This is a genomic window from Brevibacillus massiliensis, from assembly GCF_000311785.1.
GTDB lineage: Bacteria > Bacillota > Bacilli > Brevibacillales > Brevibacillaceae > Brevibacillus_C > Brevibacillus_C massiliensis.
In genome coordinates this window covers 65,765-87,451 of record NZ_HE978549.1, presented here as the reverse complement: position 1 = coordinate 87,451, position 21,687 = coordinate 65,765, and the positions used below count along the sequence as shown (strand labels likewise).

The window sequence follows — 21,687 nt, the reverse complement described above, 5'->3', positions numbered from 1 at the left end:
ACATGCCGCATCTCATGGTTAGAGGAATTACACCGGATCAAATGTGCTCGATCAGCAAATCGGTCGTAGAGGAATTGGCAGCGATTTGTGAATGTGGAACGGACAATTTTCTCATCGAATGCCTTCATACGACAGCTGTTTTTGACGGCAAGCTGGCAGCGTCCTATCCGTTTATTGAGGTGGCCTGGTTTGAGCGGGGAGTGGAAACGAGAGATCGTGCGGCCAAAGCGATTGCGAAGCATGTGCTGGCACTTGGCATCGAAGAGGTAGAGATCGCTTTTCGCACGTATCGGGAAGACAGTTACTACGTAAATGGTGAATGCTGCTTTGACAGCAAGGATTGAACCAAAACCCCGCTCCAGACAAGAAGGACATATCCTCTTGTGCGGGTTGGAGAAATGGAAACGGAAAAGGCGGATGGGTCAAAAAAGGCATGTTGCTTGCGGTCACGCTCACAAAAGACCCAAACCGCGTACAATTTGGCGGGGTGGACTATAAGAAAGAGGATCTTTATTCGACAACCCAGACGATGAACGGGGGAAAAGCAGACGCCGTTTTATATTGCCATTCTCGCTTCGTTTCATTACCTGTACACAGGGGGAAAAACGATGCGTCTGGTAATTTTCGATGAAGCGTTCAACAAAATGGACGAACAGCGAATTCAAACAGGCCTGCGCCTGATCAAGCAGATGAATGTCCTGGTGAAATTTAAGGAGGGAACGGAGCTTTCCAAGGTTGCTCTTTCTTCTGACTCCATAGAGCGTGCGTATTCTCTTTCCGGAATAACGCCCAAAGGAGAAAAAATCAAACGTTTGCGCCAGATTCTCCAGCCTTTGGAATTGGGTTAAAAAATGGTGGGAAGAGACAGACAAAGAGCTTTCTCGCAGAAAATCATCCGGGCTCAACCTCGATGACCCGGATGGCTATACGGATCTGGTAAAAGTGTTGCGAAAGTTGCCAGAACTGCAGCAAGATACACCAAAACGGTTGTTCAGTCAGGAGCTGTTTCTTGACTCGAAACATTTTGAGCAAAAAGTGGAAAAACGGCTAGTCACTCTGTTAAAAACATACATGGAGTCAGAGTTCGATACTGATCAGGAGTATCTGGACAACATCGGGATTGTTCAACACCCGAGAAGTGTTTTCGTGTCTGGAAGGCTAACGTTTCAAATTGGACAGACCGTGACCAATACAAGCGGACTTCCGGGGGGGAATCAGTCTTTCCATGCAAACAGTCGCCGAGAGCTGTTGAGCCTGCAATCCAAATGAATCGTGATGATCGAGAACCTCACAAGCTATTATCAATGGATTCAGTACCATACCGAAGCGAATGAAATTGTCATTTATACAGGCGGATTCCCGCATGGGGTACTCAGGAGCTTCCTTTCCAAGCTTGCCGCCTTTATGGATGCCTCCGACGTCAAAATTCCCGTCTTTCACTGGGGGATATCGATCTGGGCGGTATCCGAATTTTTGAATACCTGCGGCAGCACTTTTTTGGACAGTTGCAGCCGCTGTGGATGGACGAGCATATGCTTTTCAAGTACAAAGAGAGAGGCATCCCGATAAAAGATTCCTATTTGGCCAAAGTCAATGCCGTGTTTGAAGACCCTCGGTATAGTTCCTGGACAAAAGTCTTGCGGGCCATGCTGCAGCATCATGTCCGTCTTGAACAGGAGAGTGTATTTGAATATGATGATTTGCCTTATATGATCCCATAAACGGTTACGCTAATTGCAGAAAGTTTGAATAAAAGGACCTGGCTTATGCAGCAGGTAGCCTTCCAGCTTTTGTCCAACCTCGAAACTTTACCCTTACTTTAATTCGAGTTTAATGATGGCAGGAGAGATGTTGCCGACGCAGATCAGGTACATTCAAGCAAGTAGTAGCTTGATCTATATTGATAGAATCATACACGTGTATGAAAGAAAAGGAGTTGCCCGATGACACTTCACTTCGCACAAACTGCATTTTCCCAATTGCTTCTTTCAGGAACATTGGTGCATGAAGGGAGCTTTGAAGAGATTCAAAAAAGCTATGGAATTCAGTTCCACCCGCAAATCGTGATGATCGTGTCCATTGACAGATATCCGGATTTGATTATCGGGAAACCATTTCTATGGCGAATGGAGATAGGGAAACACGTAGTAGAAGGCGTTTCAGAAGCGATCCCTGTACCTTTCGCCTGGATTTGGGTAGCGGAAGGAGTGCTGGCTGTTCTGTTGGAAGTGCAATTGGAGCAAAAACAGCGGGACGACTATTGGAGAATGACCGAAGAGATTGCCCGTAAGATACAAAAATGTGTGGCCCGCAGAGGAGCTTCTGTGTCGATCGGGATCGGAAGCTATCAGGATAATCCCTACTTGCTTCATTACTCATATGAAGAAGCTATAGAGTCTATGAACGATCGTTTTTTTCAGGGAAATCAACTGATTTTCCGTTACGAAAAAAAGGCGCACAACAAGCAGTGGCAAGACGCTCTTTCGGCGCAGGAGAGGACAGAGCTGCTGGCTCGTGTGCGGATTGGCGATGATGATGGTGTTTGTGACCTGCTGAAAGCTCACCTTGAAAAGATGGCGGAAGCCTATCAAAAGGATGTGGACATATTTAAGTCAGAGGTTGTGGATCTGGTCATGACGATTACGCGCATTGTGCTGGAATCAGGCAGGGATGCCTCAACCATCCTGTCGGAAAATACACGGTTCATTCAGGACCTTTATAAAACGATTCGCTATGACAAATTTGTTCTCAAGGTGTGTGAACATTGCAAAAGATTGACACAACAGGTGCAGGGGTTGCATGTATCTAAAGTATCACCGGTGATTCAGAAGGCGGTTCGTTATATATTGGACAACCATCAAAGAAGAATATCTTTAGGGGAAGTAGCACAATATTGTTGTCTGAGCGTCTATCATTTCAGCCACCTGTTCAAACGGGAAATCGGGGAGAGCTTTATCGATTATCTGAATCGCATCAGGGTGAAAAAATCGTTATTTTACTTGGAAAATCCCGATTTCAGCGTGCAGCAGACAGCACAGCTTGTTGGCTTTGATGATCCCAATTATTTTAGCAGAACCTTTAAAAAATATATGGATATCACGCCGACAAAGTATAGGAAAGCAAAATTATGCTAGTACTCCACAATTTTTGCTAGATGTTTTGTAAGCGTTATCGAGTAAGATAATAATCAATGATTTGATTGTTTTAAAAAGAAGCAAAAATTACAGGGGGTATTTTAGTGAAAAAGAAAATAACAGCTCTCTCAAGTGTACTCGCTCTTTCTCTGTTGTTTGCCGGTTGCGGAAACCAGGCGGCTTCCAACGGAGGAAATAGCGGTAACGCAGGGGCAGACACAATAAAAATCGGCTGGTTCGGGCCGTTGACCGGACCGACTGCGACCGATGGCACGCATAGCAGGGATGCGGCATTGCTTGCTGTGGAGCAGGTGAACGCAGAGGGCGGAGTGAATGGCAAACAGGTGGAATTGGTTGCGGAAGACGATCAGGGGAAACCGGAAGAAGCGTTAAAGGCTGTGCAAAAACTGATCAATAGTGACAAAGTTATCGCGATTGTAGACGGGGCCTACAGCGGGCCGTCCAAAACAGTGGCTCCCAAGGCGCAAGAAGCAAAAGTTCCGATGGTAGCTGCTTACGCTGTGCATCCCGAGATTACGACGGGCGGCGATTACGTAAATCGTGTGATTTATACCGGTCCCATACAGGGAAAAGCGATGGCCGACTATACAGTAAATGAACTTCATAAGAAAAAAATAGCGGTTCTTTATGTGGAGATTGATTACGGACAATCGATTTATGGAGCGTTTAAAGAACATGTGGAAAAATTGGGCGGACAGATTGTGATTGGTCGTCCGTTCAAGATGGGTGACAAGGATTTTAGCTCTTTGCTGACAGCGGTAAAACAAGCCAACCCTGAGGCGTTGTATATTGTTGGCTACTACAACGAGGCTTCCGCTATCGTCAAACAGGCTAGGGAATCCGGCATTGAGGCACAGCTGCTCGGAGTGGACGGATTTGACTCCCCGAAATATCTGGAGCTGGGGAAAGCCAATACAGAAGGTTCTATCTTCACAACCTCTTTCTACACGAGTGACAGCAGAGAAGTGGTGCAAAACTTCGTAAAAGCATGGAAAGAGAAATATCAAGGCGAACCGGACATGCTCTCCTCACAAAGCTTTGATGCCACAAAAGTGATTCTGGAAGGATTGAAAAAATCTGGTCCAGACAGGGAAAAACTGGCGAAAGCGATCAATGAAACAAAAGATTTGGAAGGCACCTCCGGAAAAATTTCATTTGGTCCTGACCATGAGGTGATTAAGCCGGTGATCTTTATGACAGTAAAAGATGGAAAATTCCAGTTTGTGACGTCAAAAGTGTATAACTAACTTTTCATCACAGAGCGTTCTACCAAGGGGGACCAAGAACGGTCCTCCTTTCGTTATCCCATTTTTGTGAAAGGGGTGAAATCGATATGCTTGGCCAACAAATTGTAAACGGCATTGCATTGGGATTTACCTATATTTTAATCGCTGTCGGGTTAACCATGGTGTATGGTGTGCTTAAACTGTTGCACTTTGCGCATGGGGTGATTTACACGGTCGGGGCATTTGCAGCAATGGTGGGAATCATGTATTTCCATATGAATTTTCTGGTCGCGTTGCTTTTCGCGATGTTTGTATCAGCTCTAGCCGGAATGGCCATTGAAAAGTTTGCCTACCGCCCGCTGCGTGGTGTCCATCCGATCACCACGTTAATCAGCGGTGTGGGTGTAGCGATCTTTTTGGAGAATCTGTTCCAGGTTGTCTTTACATCGGATACGCAGGCGTTTCCGGAGACAGGCATTGAAGTTTCCATCATCAAGCTGTCTCAATCGATCACGATGACCAATGTCAAAATGTATATCATTCTAGCCGGTGTGGTTGGGCTTGCTTTACTCTATGCCTTTTTGAAATGGACCAGATTGGGGATCGCGATTCAGGCGGCGGCACAAGATTTGCGTGCTGCATCGCTGATGGGGGTAAACGTAAACCGTGTCGTTTCCGTAACATTTATGATCGGTTCCGCATTGGCAGGGGTTGCCGGTGTTCTGGTGGCGCTGAACTTTAACTCGATCTTCCCGACAATGGGTGCGATTCCTGGATTGAAAGCGTTTTGTGTCGTAGTGCTTGGCGGATTGGGCTCCATCCCGGGAACAATTGTGGGCGGTTTGATTTTAGGAATTGTCGAATCGCTGAGCGAGGGTTACATGACGGGAATGGTGATTGACAAGGATGCGATCGCGTTCGTTATCTTGATCATTATCCTGCTGGTGAAACCGTCCGGACTATTTGGAAAGAACATTGAGAAAGTGTAGGTGATGGAGATGGATGACATTTTTAATCCTTATTACGTTGACATTGTCGTCTTTTTAGTCATCTATATTTTGCTTGGTTTAGGGTTGAATCTAATCACCGGCTATGCCGGACAGGTAACGCTCGGGCATGCAGCCTTTTACGGGATTGGCGCTTACTCCTCGGCCATTTTGTCAGTCAAGTTTGACTTGAATCCATGGCTGTCGATGATTCTTGCTGTTGTGATCACATTTTTGCTCAGCGCCATCCTGGGTCTGCCCAGCTTGCGTGTTCGGGAGGACTTTCTGGCGATTACCACGCTGGGACTAGGGCTGATCATTCAATCGTTTTTTAAAAACGCGGAGATCACCGGAGGTGCCTACGGCATCGATTCCGTTCCGCTGCCTTCCCTATTCGGCTTTGAATTAAAAAATGCAAGCTAACTTGCTTTTTGTCGTCCTGGTAATGCTGGTTGCCATTTACGTATTGAAAAAGATGACGCAATCGCGCATAGGGCGCGCCTGGATGACGATCCGGGAAGACGAGACGGTTGCCCAATCGATGGGAATCAATACTACCTACTACAAGGTTTTGGTATTTGCGATTGGGGGAGCCTACGCAGGAGCTGCTGGCGCGCTGTTTGCCCACAAGGTTTCATTTATCAGCGCCGAATCGTTTGGCTTTCCTATTTCCGCTACGGTTCTTAGCATGGTTGTGTTGGGAGGACTTGGCAGCATTCGCGGAACGATCTTCGGAGTATCCGCACTCTACCTGTTGCCGGAAGCTTTCCGCTTATTCAACATCGGCATTGTCGATATGAAGTATCTGGATATGTACAAAATGATGCTGTACGGAATACTGATGGTCCTTGTCATGAGATACCGCCCAAAAGGCATTTTTGGAAAAACACAAATGAAGAAATCAAAAAACCGTCAATTTCCCGAGCAAAAGTCGCTGAAGGACGGTGGTCACGTTGCTTAGAATCGAAGGAATCACCAAACGATTTGGCGGTTTAACGGCTGTTGGCGGTGTGAGTTTAGAGGTAAACCAGGGAGAGATCGTCGGCCTGATAGGACCGAACGGCGCCGGAAAAACGACCTTTTTCAATATCCTGACTGGCATTTACAAACCGGATCAGGGAAGCATCTCGTTTGAGGGGGCGGAGATCGCCGGAATCAAACCATTCCGGATTGCCCAACAAGGAATATCGCGGACCTTCCAAAACATCCGCCTTTTAAAAGAAGAGACCGTATTGGACAACGTCAAAGTGGGGATGTTCCGCACGACAAATTCCGGCCTCTGGGCGTCGATTCTCGGATTTCGCGCAGCACGCGATGAGGAACAATTTGTAACCGAGGAAAGTCTGCGCATCTTGGAAACAGTGGGATTGAAAGGCTATGAGGAAGAAGTCGCGGGCAGTCTCTCGTACGGCAACCAACGGCGGGTCGAGATTGCGAGGGCCCTTGTATCACAACCGAAGCTGCTTCTGCTGGATGAACCAACGGCGGGAATGAACGCTGGAGAGGTCCAGGAAATGACAGAGCTGATCAAACAAATCCAGCAGAAAGGAACGACTGTCATCTTGATCGAGCATAATGTGGCGATGGTTGTCGAGCTATGCGATCGGATTGCCGTGCTTGACCATGGCGTGAAAATAGCGGACGGGGAGCCGGAAGCGATTATCTCGCATCCTGATGTCATTGAAGCGTATATCGGAAAAGAGGGTATCGGGGAGGTGAGCGAGCATGTTGCACATTGAAAAACTGAACGTCTCCTACGGCAGCATTCACGCAGTGAGAGATATCAGCTTGGAGGTGAATCAGGGAGAGGTGGTCACCCTGATCGGTTCGAATGGTGCCGGGAAAACCACCACTCTTAACGCGATTTGCGGCGTGATTCCCTCCAAAGGCTCCATCCGGTATCAAAATAAAGAAATAAACGGCCTGCCCACCCATCAGATTGTAAAAGAGGGAATTGTGATGGTGCCGGAAGGAAGGCGTGTCTTTCCAAAGCTTTCCGTAGCAAACAACTTGCTGATGGGCGCTTATTCCCGAAAAGCGACAAAGTTAGAACTGCAGGAAGATCTTAACATGGTTTATCAACTTTTTCCCAGACTTGCTGAGCGCAAAAGCCAAATGGCAGGCACCATGAGCGGAGGAGAACAGCAAATGCTGGCCATTGGGCGAGCCTTGATGGCGATGCCGAAACTGCTGATCCTCGATGAGCCTTCCATGGGCTTGGCGCCGATTGTAGTGAAAGACATCTTTGAGACCATTCGCCGAATTAAACAGCAGGGTCTGACGATTCTTTTAATTGAACAAAATGCCACGATGGCGCTGTCGGTGGCCGATCGGGGTTATGTGCTGGAGCATGGAGAGATCGGATTCCACGATACGGCAGAGAACCTGCGCAATCAGGATATTGTCAAAAAAGCGTACCTGGGAAAATAAACTGAGCTCAAAAGGAGGCTATTTGGGTTGAACAAGATAGAGTTGCTTAACCCGCCCGAGTTGGTTAGGCGATTTAATTGGCGGGATCGATACGAGACGAAAGTAGCTCAATGGTTAACTCCCTGGGATGGGGAAGAATCCGTGGAGATCGGTTTTATTGGCATCCCTTTGTCAAAAACATCGATCAGCTTGTCCGGAGCTTCGATGACACCAAATGCGCTGCGCGAATTATTTTCGGCGGTAACCACTTACAGCATCGACCACGATGTGGACCTGCAGCAATTATCAGCAAAAGACATGGGCGATATCCAGATGCATGTGACAGATTTGCTGCAATGCCACGCCAATATCGAGCAGGGCTTAACCAATGTCTATCGGGCGCTCCCTCACCTGTTTCCGATCATTGCGGGTGGAGATCATTCCATAACCTGCCCGTCAGTCAAAGCATTTAAAAAACGGTTTCAGGGAAAAGTGGGGATCGTGCAGATTGATTCCCATATGGATGTGCGAAATCTGGAGGATGGCGGGCCAACCAACGGTACGCCGATTCGCGGATTGATCGAATCCGATACGGTGGAGGGGAAACATATCGCACAGATTGGCATTCATAGTTTTGCTAATTCCAAACCGTATCGAGACTATGCTGTTTCCAAGGGAATCACGCAATTTACGGCAAGACAGGTGGTCGTGAAGGAATTGAATCTCTTGTGGAACAAGCAATGGCGATAGCAGGCAATGGTACCGATGCGATCTATGTAACAGTCGATATGGATGTGCTCGACCAAGCTTATGCACCAGGGGTGCCGGCTATGGTGCCTGTCGGCATGACTTCCTGGCAACTGCTGGATGCGGTATATCTTTTGGGACAGAATCCAAAGGTAAAAGGGTTTGATATCGTTTGTGTCGATCCGATGCAGGATCCTCGCAGAGCCACGGTCAGAATGACTTTGCATACGATATTGACATTTCTCGCCGGTTATATGAAACGAAATCGACAATAGAATGGATGAATGGGAGAGATCAATGATGGAAAAAAAATCTGTACGCGAGATTCGAGCAGCCCGCGGTACAAAATTGACGGCAAAAGGATGGCAGCAAGAAGCAGTGTTGCGGATGCTGATGAATAATTTGGATCCGGAAGTGGCAGAGCGCCCGGAAGATCTGGTCGTGTATGGAGGCATAGGGAAAGCGGCACGGAACTGGGAGTGCTATGACAAGATTGTGGAGTCGCTTACGAACCTGGAAGCGGATGAAACGCTGCTTGTGCAATCTGGCAAACCAGTCGGCATTTTCAAAACACACACGATGGCCCCGCGTGTATTGATCTCCAATTCCGTACTGGTTCCTGCCTTCGCCAACTGGGATACGTTCCGCGATCTGGATCGAAAAGGGCTAATGATGTATGGCCAGATGACAGCCGGAAGCTGGATTTACATCGGCACACAGGGCATTTTACAGGGAACCTATGAGACGTTCGCGGAAGCGGCCCGCCAGCACAGCAACGGAACACTGAAAGGGACGCTTACCTTGACCGCGGGCCTGGGCGGTATGGGTGGAGCTCAACCTCTTGCCGTCACAATGAACGAAGGGGTAGTCATCGGCATCGATGTCGATCCATCCCGGATCAAACGGCGTATCGATACACGCTATTGCGATGTGATGGTGTATGATTTGGACGAAGCGTTGAAGCTTGCCCGTGAGGCACAGGAACAGGGCAAACCGCTCTCGATTGGACTGGTGGGCAATGCGGCGGAACTCTATCCGGAATTCGTGAAACGGGGAATCGTGCCTGACTTTGTGACCGACCAAACCTCGGCTCACGATCCGTTGAACGGATATGTGCCTGCAGGATATTCGCTGGAAGCAGCTGCAGATTTGCGCAAAAACAACCCGGAAGAGTATATCCGTCTCTCTAAGAAATCGATGGCAGCGCATGTTCAGGCAATGCTCGATTTGCAAAAAATGGGCTCGGTTGTTTTCGACTACGGCAACAACATTCGCCAGGTAGCTTTCGATGAAGGGGTGGAGGATGCTTTCAACTTCCCTGGATTCGTGCCTGCGTATATCCGCCCGCTTTTCTGTGAAGGGAAAGGTCCTTTCCGGTGGGCAGCCCTGTCCGGGGATCCCGAGGATATTTACAAAACAGACGAACTCGTGTTGAAACTCTTTCCGGAAAATCAGCACCTTCGCCGCTGGATTACGATGGCCCGTGAGCAGGTTGCTTTCCAAGGCCTTCCTGCCCGCATCTGCTGGTTAGGCTACGGCGAGCGCGTCAAAATGGGCTTGGCCATTAATGAAATGGTACGGAAAGGTGAAATCTCTGCACCGATCGTGATTGGACGGGATCACCTGGATTGCGGTTCCGTTGCTTCTCCCAACCGTGAAACTGAGGCGATGAAAGATGGAAGCGATGTGGTCGGTGACTGGGCAATTCTGAACGCGCTGGTAAACACAGCATCGGGAGCAAGCTGGGTGTCTGTGCATCACGGCGGCGGTGTCGGAATGGGGTATTCACTCCATGCCGGTATGGTCGTAGTGGCAGATGGAACAAAAGAGGCGGAGGAAAGATTGTCCCGCGTACTGAACAGCGATCCGGGAATGGGCGTCATTCGCCATGCCGATGCCGGCTACGAGTTGGCGGTGGAAACTGCGAAAAAACATGGGGTACGTGTACCGATGCTGGGAATCTGATTATGTAAGCCATTACCCAAGACCGCCCGAAGGATTCTTCGGGCAGCTTGGTTTTAAGGAGGAGCCAATGGTTCAACAGCAGATTGATTTGCTCGTTTACAATATTGGATGTTTAATAACGATGCAGGGCAAACCCGGACCTAGAAAGGGAAAGGAAATGTCAGAGGTTTCCTGCATCGAGAAGGGTGCCGTCGCAATCAAGGACGGAAAGGTATTTCTAGCTGGTCGTGAACATGATGTTCGCCTTCAATTGGCCGGTATGCTGATCAAGGAAGAATTGGATGCCGAAAACAGATTGGTCACACCCGGTCTGATCGATCCGCATACACACCTGGTCCACGGCGGTTCGCGTGAAAATGAGCTTGCTTTAAAACTGAAGGGTGTCTCATATCTGGAGATCCTCGCACAGGGTGGCGGGATTCTCAGTACGGTAAAAGCGACAAGGCAGGCAACGGAGGAGGAACTGTACCAAAAAGCGCGCAAAAGCCTTGATACGATGCTGTTTTATGGAGCGACAACCGTTGAAGCGAAAAGCGGGTATGGCCTCACCTTGGATGATGAGTTAAAGCAGCTTCGGGTTGCCAAACGATTAGATGAGACTCACCCCGTAGACCTTGTCTCCACCTTTATGGGAGCCCATGCTGTACCACTAGAGTACAAAGGGCGATCTTCTGAATTTGTTCAGCTTGTGATCGAGCAAATGCTGCCGAATGTAAAAGAAGAAGGACTTGCTGAATTTTGCGATGTGTTTTGCGAACACGGTGTGTTTACCGTCGAAGAATCACGTCGAATCTTATCGGCTGCGAAAGAGATGGGCTTCGGAATAAAAATTCACGCGGATGAAATCGAGCCGATGGGCGGTGCAGAGCTTGCCGGCGAGTTGGGCTGCATATCTGCCGAACATTTGCTGGCAGCATCCGATGAAGGGTTTGAGGCGATGAAGAAGTCAGGTGTTATCGCGGTTTGTCTCCCTGCTACTTCGTTTAATCTACGGTTAAATACACACGCACGCGCCCGAAGGATGATCGAAATGGGAGTGCCCGTTGCTTTATCAACCGATTACAATCCTGGCAGTTCTCCGACTGAATCTTTACAAATGGTAATGACATTAGGCTGTCTCAATCTGGGGATGACTCCAGAAGAGGTGTTAACAGCCATGACGATCAATGCTGCCTATGCAATCGGCAGAGGTGAACAAGTCGGAAGCCTTGAACCTCATAAAAACGCCGATTTAGTGATTTTTGAGGCTCCAAATTTGGCTTATCTGCCTTACCACTTTGGCATCAACCATGTGCATACCGTGATAAAAAAAGGAAGAGTCGTCGTTTCAGAAGGCCGACTGGTCTAAGAGCAAAAATCATCCGCTTGGCGACACAACTTAAATATGACCGGTTCTGAACGCTTCAAGCGGAGGAAGCCCTTGATCTTCAGGCGAATGAACTTGCATTTGATGAGGTTCGGCTCGATTTGCTGGGGGAAAAATACTATCTGATCTTTCAGCGGGACGTGCAGATTGAGCTTTCGGAGCAGTTGGCAAGACTGCTTCGGCTTTTGATGGAACAGATGCGGCCTGTTTCCCGGCAAACGATCAAAGACCGCCTTTTTCCTGATTCCAGAAGCGATTCGGTTGTCCGCCGAACGGCTTGGCGACATTGAATTAGCCATCGTAGTGGACCGAAGAGGAAATCGGGATATTGTCACTTCCTATGCCGATGTACAGCCCTTCTGTCACCCCTCTGTGGGCCAATTCTTTGAAGAAGCCGGCCGTCTGTGCGGAATGCCGGACTGGAAGGCAGTCAGCGGCGGAATTAGTGACGCGTGCACATTTGCGTCTTATGGAATCAACAGCGTGAATTTGTCGGCGGGATTTCAGTACGAGCATACCTGGGACGAATTTGTAAGCATCACCTCTTGCAAAGAGACGGTTCGGTTGATCGCAACGGCACTTGACATGGCGGGGAAAAGCGGAGTGCGGGTGCGTACTGGCCCTCCTATCGGAAAATGAACGCCAAGACGACCGATCTGACCGGAATGAAAAGACATGACCTATCTTACGCACAGGTTTTTCCCAAAGTGATGAGCCGTTTTTTACAATGGCTGGAGAAAGAAAAATATACGCTTTACTCATGGGGGCGGCAAGATCAAAAGGTACTGGAGCAGAATTGCAAAGTCCATGACATCGGTGCAAACTGGCTGAAGCCGTACGTGGATCTTCAAAGTACGTTTTCGCAGGCAAACAAACTGGCTCTTTAAGGAATAAAAAACATCGCTTTCCTGCATAGAAATTAGTTGGTCACTGGCTGGCAGATCGGCCTTGGTCCTGAACACCAATGGACTGAGGCTGTTTCGTTTTGCCAGTAGTCATCCCTCACATTTAAGGGTCTTTCGTCAGTACGGAACGGAATAGGCATCTCTTCAACACAGAAAAACCAGCACGCTTCGGCAAATCCGAAAACATGCTGGTTTCAAGTGTTTCCTCAAGCTTTTTGCGCCGTTTGCTTGGCCTTGTATTCCCTCCGTTTGCGGTGCAGGATGGGTTCGGTGTAACCGTTCGGCTGCTCACAACCTTTGAGCACCAGTTCAACAGCCGCCTGGAAGGCCGCGGACTGCTCGAAATCATCAGCCATGGGGGTGTATGCGGGGTCTCCGGCGTTTTGCCGGTCTACCACCTTTGCCATGTTCCTCATGGTCGTGAGGACCTGTTCTTCGCTTACAACTCCGTGACGAAGCCAGTTTGCCATGTGCTGGCTGGAAATGCGCAGGGTAGCCCGGTCTTCCATCAGCCCTACGTTGTGGATATCCGGCACCTTGGAGCAGCCGATCCCCTGCTCTACCCAGCGAACCACATAACCCAGGATGCCTTGGGCGTTGTTGTCCAGCTCCTGCTGGATTTCCTCCGGGGTCCACTGCGGACTCGCAGCGACCGGAATGTCCAGGATGTCATCCCGGTAATCCCGAATCGTTTCCTTCAGTTTATTTTGCACCTCGGTTACATCGATTTGGTGATAATGCAGGGCATGCAAGGTGGCCGCCGTGGGGGAGGGCACCCAGGCCGTATTGCCGCCTGCCTTCAGGTGGCCGCTTTTTTGCTTCAACATTTCTTTCATCAAGTCCGGCATCGCCCACATGCCTTTGCCGATCTGGGCCCGGCCCTGCAAGCCGCACGCGAGTCCTACGCTGACGTTTGACTGTTCGTAACTTTGCAGCCATCTGGTGGTTTTCATCTCGTTTTTGCGAATCATCGGCCCTGCTTCCATGGATGAATGGATTTCGTCGCCAGTTCGGTCGAGGAATCCGGTATTGATAAAAACGATGCGATTCCTTACCTGGTAAATGCAAGCTTTCAGGTTTAACGAGGTGCGGCGCTCCTCATCCATCACGCCGATTTTCAGCGTATGTCGCTTCAAGCCGAGCAGGTCTTCGACGCGGTCAAAGAGTTCATTTGCAAACGCCACTTCTTCAGAGCCGTGCATTTTCGGTTTAACGATATAAATGGAGCCCTTGGCGGAGTTGACAAAGCGGCCGCTCTGCAGCAGATCGTGCATGGCGATCAGGGAAGTGATCACCGCGTCCATGATCCCTTCCGGAACTTCCTGTCCGTCCTGATCCAGGATGGCCTGGCTGGTCATCAAGTGGCCGACGTTTCGAACCAACAGGAGGGAGCGGCCGGGCAGAATCAATTCCTCACCGCTCGGGGACAAGTAGTGCCGGTCGGGATGAAGTGTCCGCGTCACCAGTTCCTTTCCTTTGGAGAACGTTGCCGATAGATCCCCTTTCATCAAGCCCAGCCAGTTGCGGTATACCAATACCTTGTCATCCGCATCGACGGCTGCGACCGAATCCTCGCAGTCCATGATCGTTGTAATTGCCGCCTCCATGAGGATATCTCTTATGCCGGCCGGATCTGTTTTGCCGATCGGATGGCTGCGGTCGATCTGGATTTCAAAGTGCAGCCGATGATTGCGAAGCAGAACAGCCGAAGGATTTGCTGGCTCCCCCGTGTAACCGGCAAGTTGGGAAGCGTCCGCCAGGGATGTTGTCTCGCCGCTGCCGAGGACGACAGACAGCTGTCCGTTGACGATCGAATACTGCACAGCGTCTTTGTGTGAGCCTGCTTGGAGCGGGGCTGATTGATCGAGAAAGTCTTTGGCAAAAGCAATGACTCTCTCCCCGCGAATCGGATTGTACACAGTGCCGCGTTCAGCGCCGTCGTCATCATCGATGGCATCTGTTCCGTACAGGGCATCGTACAGGCTTCCCCAGCGGGCGTTGGCCGCGTTGAGCGCATAACGGGCGTTATTGACAGGAACGACCAGCTGCGGACCGGCCTGAAGCGCGATGGCATCGTCGATTCCCTCTGTTTCAATCTCAAAATCCTCTACGTCCGGCTCAAGATACCCGATTTCCTGCAAAAAGGATTTGTACGTCTCGAGGGTAAAGTTTCCTTTATGCTCCCGAAGCCACTGGTCGATCAAACGCTGCAGCTGGTCCCGCTTGGTTAAAAGGATTTTGTTTTTTGGCGCAAGATCGTGAATCAACTTGTCAAAACCAGACCAGAATGATTCACTGGACAGCCCGGTGCCGGGAAGGGCTTCCGTTTCAATGAACTGATACAGGACGGATGCCACGCGAAGATTCCCGACGGTTACGTAATGTTCCATCTGTTGTCTCCTCCTTCGTTTCTTGTGAAAGGTTGCAGACTTTTTTTCATTGTACATGACGCATCTCTATGTTAAAAATATATATTTAGAAAGAATATTATGCATTTTCGTTATAAAGGTGGATTCCCATGGATATTCGACATCTGGCGTATTTTTCGGAAGTGGCGAAGCATTTAAGCTTCTCAAAAGCTGCCTCTGCTCTGCATATTTCCCAGCCCTCCATCAGCAAGGTGATCAAGAGTATCGAAGAGGAGCTGGGCGTTCCGCTGTTTTATCGTTCAACCAAGCAGTTGGAGTTAACGGATGCAGGAAAAGCGGTACTGGCCAACGCCAAACACGTTCTCGAGTCATTCGACAATCTCACCTCAGAGCTGAATGACATCATGGACATCAAAAAAGGGGAGATCAGAATCGGCATCCCCCCCATCGTCGGAGCAGCGTTTTACTCGAAATTGATCATCCAGTTCAAAGCGCTGTATCCGGCCATCGATATCATCTTAACGGAAGTGGGAACAAAGAAAATCAAGCAGGGAATAGAAGACGGCTCGCTCGATGTCGGTTTGATCTGCAGCTTTCCCGTTCAAAACGACGGCCTGGAAGCGATCAAACTGCTCGAAGACCCGTTAATGCTGCTTGTTCACAGGGATTGTGACCTGGCCGCCAGGCAGATGGTGCATATTACCGACGTAAAAAACGAGCCGCTGATCTTGTACCGCAAAGATTTTTCTCTGCACGACCGGATTTTGGAAGAGTGCAGAAGAAATGGCTTCTCGCCAAAGGTCGTATGTGAAAGCTCTCAAAAAGATTTCCTGATCGAATTAGTCGAGGCAAAATTGGGGGTGACGTTTTTGCCGGAGAAGATTTGCCGGGAGATTTCCAATCAAGAGGTTGTCGCCCTTCCTTTGCAAGGAGCTGAGATCAACCTGGAATTGGGCCTGATCTGGAAAAAAGGCAGGTATCTGCCTTACTGTGTGCGCCGGTTTATCGAATTAACCAAGCAGATGAGCTGATGAAGGCAACCGCTTCGCCCCGAACAGTACAGCGACCGGGGCAGAGGCAGTGGCGATGCTGCCGAGGATGCTGCAACAGGGTAAATAGGTTCCGCTTGACTGCAGACACACATGGGAGCATGCCGCTTCCATGTCGTGTTTTATTACGGGGTCTTTTCGATGCCCAGCTTCTCCATCCGGCGAAGCAGGGTGGCGTGCGGCAGCCGCAGCATGGCGGCGGCCTGGCGGATGCTTTTTGACTGTTTGAGCGCTTCTTCGATCACCTGCTTTTCAAACTGGTCCAGCTGCTGGCGCAAGCCTGCGGAAGAACGCCGGCCCTCTGTACGGATGCCGGATTGCTGAAGATAGGGGGGAAGATCGGATAAGCGGATCAACTCCCCCTCGACCGTTGCATACAGGCCCTCCAGACAGTTGCGCAGTTGACGGATATTGCCGGGCCAGGAGTAATGGAGCAGCGCCTCCCTCGCTTCCGGCGAGAAGCTTTTGATGCCGGTTCCGTAAGCGGCGGCAAACTGCGCGGAAAACCCTTCGAGAAAATCAGGAAGGTCTTCCGGTCGTTCGCGGAGCGGCGGAATGACAAAATGAACCACCTGCAGCCGGTAAAACAAATCTTCGCGGAATTTCCCTTCTTCTACAAGCCGGCTGAGATTCCGGTTGGTGCAGGCGATCACCCGCACGTCGATCGTTTTCGACCAGGAACCGCCGACCCGCCTGATCTCTCGCTCCTGCAGGGCCCGCAGCAGCTTCACTTGCATCAGTGGGGACAATTCGCTGATTTCATCCAGCAGAATGGTTCCCTTGTCCGCCTGTTCGAACATCCCCGGGCTGCCTTCCTTTTTTGCTCCGGTAAACGCTCCGCCTTCGTAGCCGAACAGCTCGGACTCCGCCAGCGCATCGGGAATCGCCCCGCAGTTCAGCCGGATAAACGGCATGCCGGCGCGGGGGCTCTCCTCATGGATCAGCGTGGCGATCACTTCCTTGCCGACGCCTGTTTCGCCCTCGATCAAAACGGTGCATGGGTGAACCGCAACGCGGCGGATCATCGCAAGCGTGTGGGAAAAGCGAGCGTTTTTCGATGTCAGGTGAGCAGGCGGATGATGGGCGTGTGTGGAGAGAAACATAAAGCTCCTTCTTTCTTGAAAAAGATTGGCAGAACTGCAAAATAACCTCATCAAAATGGAAAATCCTAGTGGTTGCAGACGCTTTTTAACCAGCGCTGTTTCGATTGTGGATCAAAAATCGGTTCGAATATGATACAATTACTATGGTAAATTTATCGCGCATTTTCGTCAAATGATTCTTTTTGGTTTATTTTCGAAACAAAACAGTTTGCAGCCTTTTTGAAAAGTCTGTTAAAATGGCTTGTTTCATGCGTTTTTGGTTATTGGCACGATAATTGCATAGTACATTTCTCCCAAGGGGTGTCTTTATGGACGAGAAGGATTTCCAGCGTTATGTTCAGCAATTGATCCAGGAGCAAAATATTCGAACCGTTCGCGTTGCCGTGACAGACAATTCAAACATTCCCAGATCTCGCTTTGTGCCGGCCCGTTTTTTCCTGGAGAAGGTGATGAGGGAGGGACTTACCTTTCCCTCTGCGCTTTATTCCATGGATACGTCCGCCGAGCTGGTTGAGGAGGCCGGCGACGGTTACGCCGGAGGCTATCCCAGTTGGCTGATGAAGCCTGACCTCAGCACGTTTGTCGTTCTGCCCTGGGCCAATCAGACGGCCCGCGTGATCGCCGACCTGTTCGACTGCGCAGGCGAGCCGATCGTGGAATCCCCGCGCTATCAGTTGGAACGGGTGCTTCGGGCATACGAGGAAGAGGGCTTCCGCGTACGCGGCGCCTTCGAATTTGAATTTTTTGTCTATAACAAGATGACGCTGCAGCCGGCCTGGAGCGGCCTTAACTGCTATTCCGACGTGGTCCAGGCGGAAGTGGCGGACATCCTCGAGGACTTGCAACAGGGGCTGAGCGGCATCGGCGCCGGTCCGGAAGTGGCCAACACGGAATACGGCTCGGGACAGTTTGAAGTTACCAACTCTCCCTTTGAGGGCAAAGCGATCGCCGATATGGCCTATTTCTACCGGATGGGAATCAAGGAAATCTTGAGCCAAAAGGGCTGGCAGGCCACTTTTATGAGCAAGCCGGACGAGCGGATGAGCGGGAGCGGCGGCCATTTCCACCTTTCGCTGCTGGATCGGCAGGGACGCAACCTGTTCTACGATCAGCAGTCGCAGGACGGTCTTTCCGCTTTGGCACGCTGGTTTATCGCTGGACAAATCGAGCACGCCGCTGCGGTTTGTGCGCTGTGCAACGGCACGGTGAACAGCTACAAGCGCCTCGTTCCCGGCACGTTTGCCCCCACGCATGCCGCCTGGGGCTACGAGCACCGCAGCGCGATGATCCGGATTCCGTTTGCCAGAGGGGAAGCGGGAACCCATCTGGAAAACCGGCTGCCCGGAGCCGACACCAATCCGTATTTGGCGATGGCGGCGATTCTGCTGGCAGGCCTGGACGGTATCCGGAGGCGGCTGGAACCGCCAGCCGCTGCCGTGGGTGTCGATCTCTACCGCCAGCCTGGCGGCCATCGCCCTTTGCCGGCCAGACTCGATCTTGCTGTGGAAGCGCTCTTGTCCAATGAATGGTTCACCCAATTTTTCGGTTCCCGCTTCATCCGGCACTATGCCTCGCTTCGCCAGAATGAGTGGCAGAGGTATCAGCGCAGCGTGAGCGAGTGGGAGCGAAACGAGTATTTTCATTTGTTTTAGCAAAAACAGGAGGTTGATGAAAGATGAATCGGATAAGCAAAGAGCATCTCATTTATGCCATGTCGCCGGAAAACGAGCCTGCCTTGCGTGTGCCGACGGGCAGCCGGGTGGTGTTTGAAACCTGCGATTGCTTTGAAGACCAGATTACATCCGCCGATATGGACTTCGGCGAGCTGGATTGGAACCGGATTAATCCGGCGACCGGCCCCGTCTATGTGGAAGGAGCCGAACCGGGCGATATCCTTGCCGTCAAGATTGAAAAAATCAACATCGCCAGCCAAGGCGTCATGGTTACCGGCCCCAATCTGGGCGTGATGGGCTTTGACTTTACGCAGAACACCATTCGGATGGTGCCGGTGGAAAACGGCTGCGCGGTGCTTGCCGAAAACCTGAAAGTCCCGATCAATCCGATGATTGGCGTGATCGGTACGGCACCGGCGGGCGGGGCAATCGCCTGCGGTACGCCCGGCGACCACGGCGGCAATCTCGATTGCAAACAAAACCGGGAAGGCACGACGCTGTTTTTGCCGGTCAACGTGCCGGGAGCGCTGTTTGCCCTTGGCGATTTGCATGCCGCCATGGGGGATGGAGAGGTGGCCGTCTGCGGCGTAGAAGTGGCCGGAGAAGTGACGGTGACGCTTGAGGTGATCAAAGGGAAGAAGTGGCCGCTGCCGATGGCGGTAAACAAAGATCACCTGATGACGCTCGCTTCGGAAAAAGAGCTGGACGCAGCCGCAGACCGCGCCGTTGTCAACATGGTCCGGTTCCTGCACGAAGAACTGCAGATGGCAAAAGAACAGGCGACCTTCCTGCTGTCTGCCGCCGGCGATTTGCGCGTATGCCAGATTGTCGATCCGCTCAAGACAGCACGCATGGAGCTGCCGCTTACTTTTGCCAAGGCAGCCGGTTTTGACGCTGATATTTATTTTGTAAAGTAGGGGTGAACAATATGGAAGCACAAACAAAACAGGAAGTCGTTTCCTCTTTTGGGTACAAGCAGGAGCTGCAGCGGTCGCTGACGCTGCGCGACCTGGTCGTCTACGGCATGATTTTCATGGTCCCGATCGCCCCGTTCGGCATTTACGGCTCGGTGGCGCAGGGCTCCGGGGGAATGGTCGCCCTCACCTATCTGATCGGAATGGTCGGGATGATTTTTACCGCGCTCAGCTATGCCCGCATGTCGGAGGCATTTCCGATCGCCGGTTCGGTGTATTCGTACGCGCAGCGGGGAATCAATCCCACCGTTGGCTTCTTTGCCGGCTGGGTGCTGCTGCTTGACTATATCATGGTGCCGTCCCTTTTGTACCTCGTCTCCGCCTCGGCATTGGGGGCGCTGGTACCCTCGGTTCCGGTCTGGGTCTGGCTGATCGTCTTTATCGCGGTGAATACCGTGATCAATATCAGGGGCATCGAATTTACGGCAAAAGCCAATATGATCATTCTCGCCTTTGAACTGATTGTTCTCTTGCTGTTTATCATCGTTGGCTTGACGGCGTTAATCAACGGAGTGGGGGGAGGATTTTCGCTCAAACCGCTCTACGACGCCAACCATTTCAGCATGCCGCTGGTGATGGGGGCGGTTTCCATTGCGGTGCTCAGCTTCCTTGGATTTGACGGAATCAGCACGCTGGCGGAGGAAACGAAAGGTGGCGTCCACACCGTGGGCAAGGCGGCCATAATCGCTTTGTTCGGGGTTGGCGGACTGTTCATCGTGCAAACCTGGATCGCTGCGATGATCTGGCCCGATTTCACCAGTTTTGAAAACGCCGATGTCGCTTTCTACCAGATCGCCGAGCTTGCCGGCGGCCCCTGGCTGAAAAACCTCTGCATTCTCGCCACCGTCATCTCCTGGGGCTTGGCCAACGCGCTTGCCGCCCAAGCCGCCATCTCGCGGATCTTGTACAGCATGGGGCGGGACAAGAACCTGCCGGCTTTCCTCGCCAAGGTTCACCCCCGGTTTAAAACGCCCTACCTCAGCACGGTGCTGGTTGCGGTCATCTCGCTGTTGGTCGGCCTGTTTTTCATGAATCAGCTGGCGGCGCTTACCTCGCTGGTAAACTTCGGGGCGTTGACCGCTTTTCTGCTGCTGCACGTTTCGGTGTTTAACCATTACTTCATCCGCAACAAATCAAGAAATGTGGTCAAACACCTGCTGCTGCCGTTGATTGGCTTTATCATCATCGGCTATGTCTGGTACAGCCTTGATGCGATGTCGAAGGAACTCGGCTTCATCTGGCTGGGAATCGGGTTGGTCTATTATATCTTTTTGAAAATTTCGAAGAGGACGGTTGTGCTGGAATAAGGAAAGACAGCCAACTTCGGGGGGCGTCGGCTGCGGTCGGCGCCCTTTTTCTTCCGGCCGCCATGGAAAAGGGAAACCAGGCTTGCCGGGAACTTTCGATTCACTCCTGCCGCTAGATCATTCGATTTTGCACGGATTCAGCACAACCTTGGCATATTTACGGGCGGAACTCAGGCGTGCCTGCTCTCCGGGAGCGGTCGAAAGCAAAAATACGCAGGCTAAACTGCTCCTGCGCATTTTCAAACCAATCGTATGGTGGGGTATGCAGGCCTCGAACCTGCGACCTGATGATTAAGAGTCAACTGCTCTGCCAACTGAGCTAATACCCCTTTGCTAATTTATCAACATTTTTATTTTAACATTATTCTAGATAAATGAAACAAGCAATTATTGGAATGAACACATCGATTCGCGTTACCTATTTGTCTCTGAGGATGATTCCTTCTTTAACAA

Annotated in this window: 18 protein-coding genes, 1 tRNA gene and 2 pseudogenes; 18 read left to right on the top strand and 3 right to left on the bottom strand. The window is 50.9% G+C overall.

Features of this window, described 5'->3' with window-relative positions; translation table 11 throughout:
- Positions 1–2 precede the first annotated feature (2 nt).
- The 14 genes and pseudogenes from HGBM_RS22795 to HGBM_RS22720 all read left to right on the top strand — a co-directional run bounded on the left by HGBM_RS22795 (position 3) and on the right by HGBM_RS22720 (position 12,493).
- Entirely contained in the window at positions 3–344 is a 342-nt protein-coding gene (locus HGBM_RS22795; RefSeq protein ID WP_019123404.1) for a DUF1904 family protein, read from the top strand.
- A 201-nt stretch (positions 345–545) separates the two neighbouring features.
- Positions 546–848 (top strand): annotated as a pseudogene (locus HGBM_RS29120) (SbcC/MukB-like Walker B domain-containing protein); the annotation flags it as partial.
- Between the two features lie 507 nt (positions 849–1,355).
- Entirely contained in the window at positions 1,356–1,721 is a 366-nt protein-coding gene (locus tag HGBM_RS32645) for a Wadjet anti-phage system protein JetD domain-containing protein (RefSeq protein WP_081590281.1), read from the top strand.
- Between the two features lie 222 nt (positions 1,722–1,943).
- A complete protein-coding gene (locus HGBM_RS22770; protein WP_019123399.1) occupies positions 1,944–3,134 on the top strand; it encodes a helix-turn-helix domain-containing protein in 1,191 nt (396 codons plus the stop codon).
- A gap of 104 nt (positions 3,135–3,238) precedes the next feature.
- Positions 3,239–4,402: an ABC transporter substrate-binding protein gene (locus HGBM_RS22765; RefSeq protein ID WP_019123398.1), complete on the top strand. Its 1,164-nt coding sequence runs from the start codon at positions 3,239–3,241 to the stop codon at positions 4,400–4,402.
- 86 nt (positions 4,403–4,488) lie between these two features.
- Positions 4,489–5,370, top strand: a complete 882-nt coding sequence (locus HGBM_RS22760) for a branched-chain amino acid ABC transporter permease (RefSeq protein WP_019123397.1) — start codon at positions 4,489–4,491, stop codon at positions 5,368–5,370.
- 9 nt (positions 5,371–5,379) lie between these two features.
- A complete protein-coding gene (locus tag HGBM_RS32170; protein ID WP_280990815.1) occupies positions 5,380–5,790 on the top strand; it encodes a branched-chain amino acid ABC transporter permease in 411 nt (136 codons plus the stop codon).
- The gene (locus HGBM_RS32165) at positions 5,780–6,328 is read left to right on the top strand and encodes an ABC transporter permease subunit (protein WP_019123395.1); all 549 of its coding nucleotides are present in this window, start codon (positions 5,780–5,782) and stop codon (positions 6,326–6,328) included. The genes HGBM_RS32170 and HGBM_RS32165 overlap by 11 nt, the downstream gene beginning before the upstream one ends.
- Complete coding sequence (locus HGBM_RS22750; RefSeq protein WP_019123394.1) at positions 6,321–7,106, top strand: ABC transporter ATP-binding protein; 786 nt, start codon at positions 6,321–6,323, stop codon at positions 7,104–7,106. The genes HGBM_RS32165 and HGBM_RS22750 overlap by 8 nt, the downstream gene beginning before the upstream one ends.
- Complete coding sequence (locus HGBM_RS22745; RefSeq protein WP_019123393.1) at positions 7,093–7,797, top strand: ABC transporter ATP-binding protein; 705 nt, start codon at positions 7,093–7,095, stop codon at positions 7,795–7,797. Before HGBM_RS22750 ends, HGBM_RS22745 begins: the two co-directional genes overlap by 14 nt.
- Positions 7,798–8,001: 204 nt before the next feature.
- A pseudogene (locus HGBM_RS32640) lies at positions 8,002–8,798 on the top strand (agmatinase family protein).
- A 25-nt stretch (positions 8,799–8,823) separates the two neighbouring features.
- Positions 8,824–10,488, top strand: a complete 1,665-nt coding sequence (gene hutU, locus HGBM_RS22735; RefSeq protein WP_019123392.1) for a urocanate hydratase — start codon at positions 8,824–8,826, stop codon at positions 10,486–10,488.
- A gap of 67 nt (positions 10,489–10,555) precedes the next feature.
- Entirely contained in the window at positions 10,556–11,836 is a 1,281-nt protein-coding gene (gene hutI, locus HGBM_RS22730) for an imidazolonepropionase (protein WP_019123391.1), read from the top strand.
- Between the two features lie 279 nt (positions 11,837–12,115).
- Positions 12,116–12,493: a hypothetical protein gene (locus tag HGBM_RS22720; RefSeq protein WP_019123389.1), complete on the top strand. Its 378-nt coding sequence runs from the start codon at positions 12,116–12,118 to the stop codon at positions 12,491–12,493.
- A gap of 472 nt (positions 12,494–12,965) precedes the next feature.
- Here HGBM_RS22720 and HGBM_RS22710 read toward each other — a convergent pair whose 3' ends face one another.
- Entirely contained in the window at positions 12,966–15,149 is a 2,184-nt protein-coding gene (locus HGBM_RS22710) for a malate synthase G (protein WP_019123387.1), read from the bottom strand.
- A gap of 128 nt (positions 15,150–15,277) precedes the next feature.
- Between HGBM_RS22710 and HGBM_RS22705 the strand changes: the two genes are divergently transcribed.
- Entirely contained in the window at positions 15,278–16,159 is an 882-nt protein-coding gene (locus tag HGBM_RS22705) for a LysR family transcriptional regulator (protein WP_019123386.1), read from the top strand.
- A 143-nt stretch (positions 16,160–16,302) separates the two neighbouring features.
- Here HGBM_RS22705 and HGBM_RS22700 read toward each other — a convergent pair whose 3' ends face one another.
- Entirely contained in the window at positions 16,303–17,280 is a 978-nt protein-coding gene (locus HGBM_RS22700) for a sigma-54 interaction domain-containing protein (RefSeq protein WP_019123385.1), read from the bottom strand.
- Positions 17,281–17,588: 308 nt separating this feature from the next.
- On the opposite strand from HGBM_RS22700, the gene HGBM_RS22695 reads away from it, so the two are divergent.
- From HGBM_RS22695 to HGBM_RS22685, 3 genes are read left to right on the top strand one after another with little or no spacing between them, the layout of a single operon-like run.
- Positions 17,589–18,932: a glutamine synthetase family protein gene (locus tag HGBM_RS22695; RefSeq protein ID WP_019123384.1), complete on the top strand. Its 1,344-nt coding sequence runs from the start codon at positions 17,589–17,591 to the stop codon at positions 18,930–18,932.
- 23 nt (positions 18,933–18,955) lie between these two features.
- The gene (locus tag HGBM_RS22690) at positions 18,956–19,870 is read left to right on the top strand and encodes an acetamidase/formamidase family protein (protein WP_019123383.1); all 915 of its coding nucleotides are present in this window, start codon (positions 18,956–18,958) and stop codon (positions 19,868–19,870) included.
- Positions 19,871–19,881: 11 nt separating this feature from the next.
- Positions 19,882–21,234 (top strand): APC family permease, encoded by a 1,353-nt coding sequence (locus HGBM_RS22685; RefSeq protein ID WP_019123382.1) that lies wholly within the window; start codon positions 19,882–19,884, stop codon positions 21,232–21,234.
- 253 nt (positions 21,235–21,487) lie between these two features.
- Here HGBM_RS22685 and HGBM_RS22680 read toward each other — a convergent pair.
- A tRNA-Lys gene (locus tag HGBM_RS22680) sits at positions 21,488–21,563 on the bottom strand.
- Between the last annotated feature and the right edge of the window lie 124 nt (positions 21,564–21,687).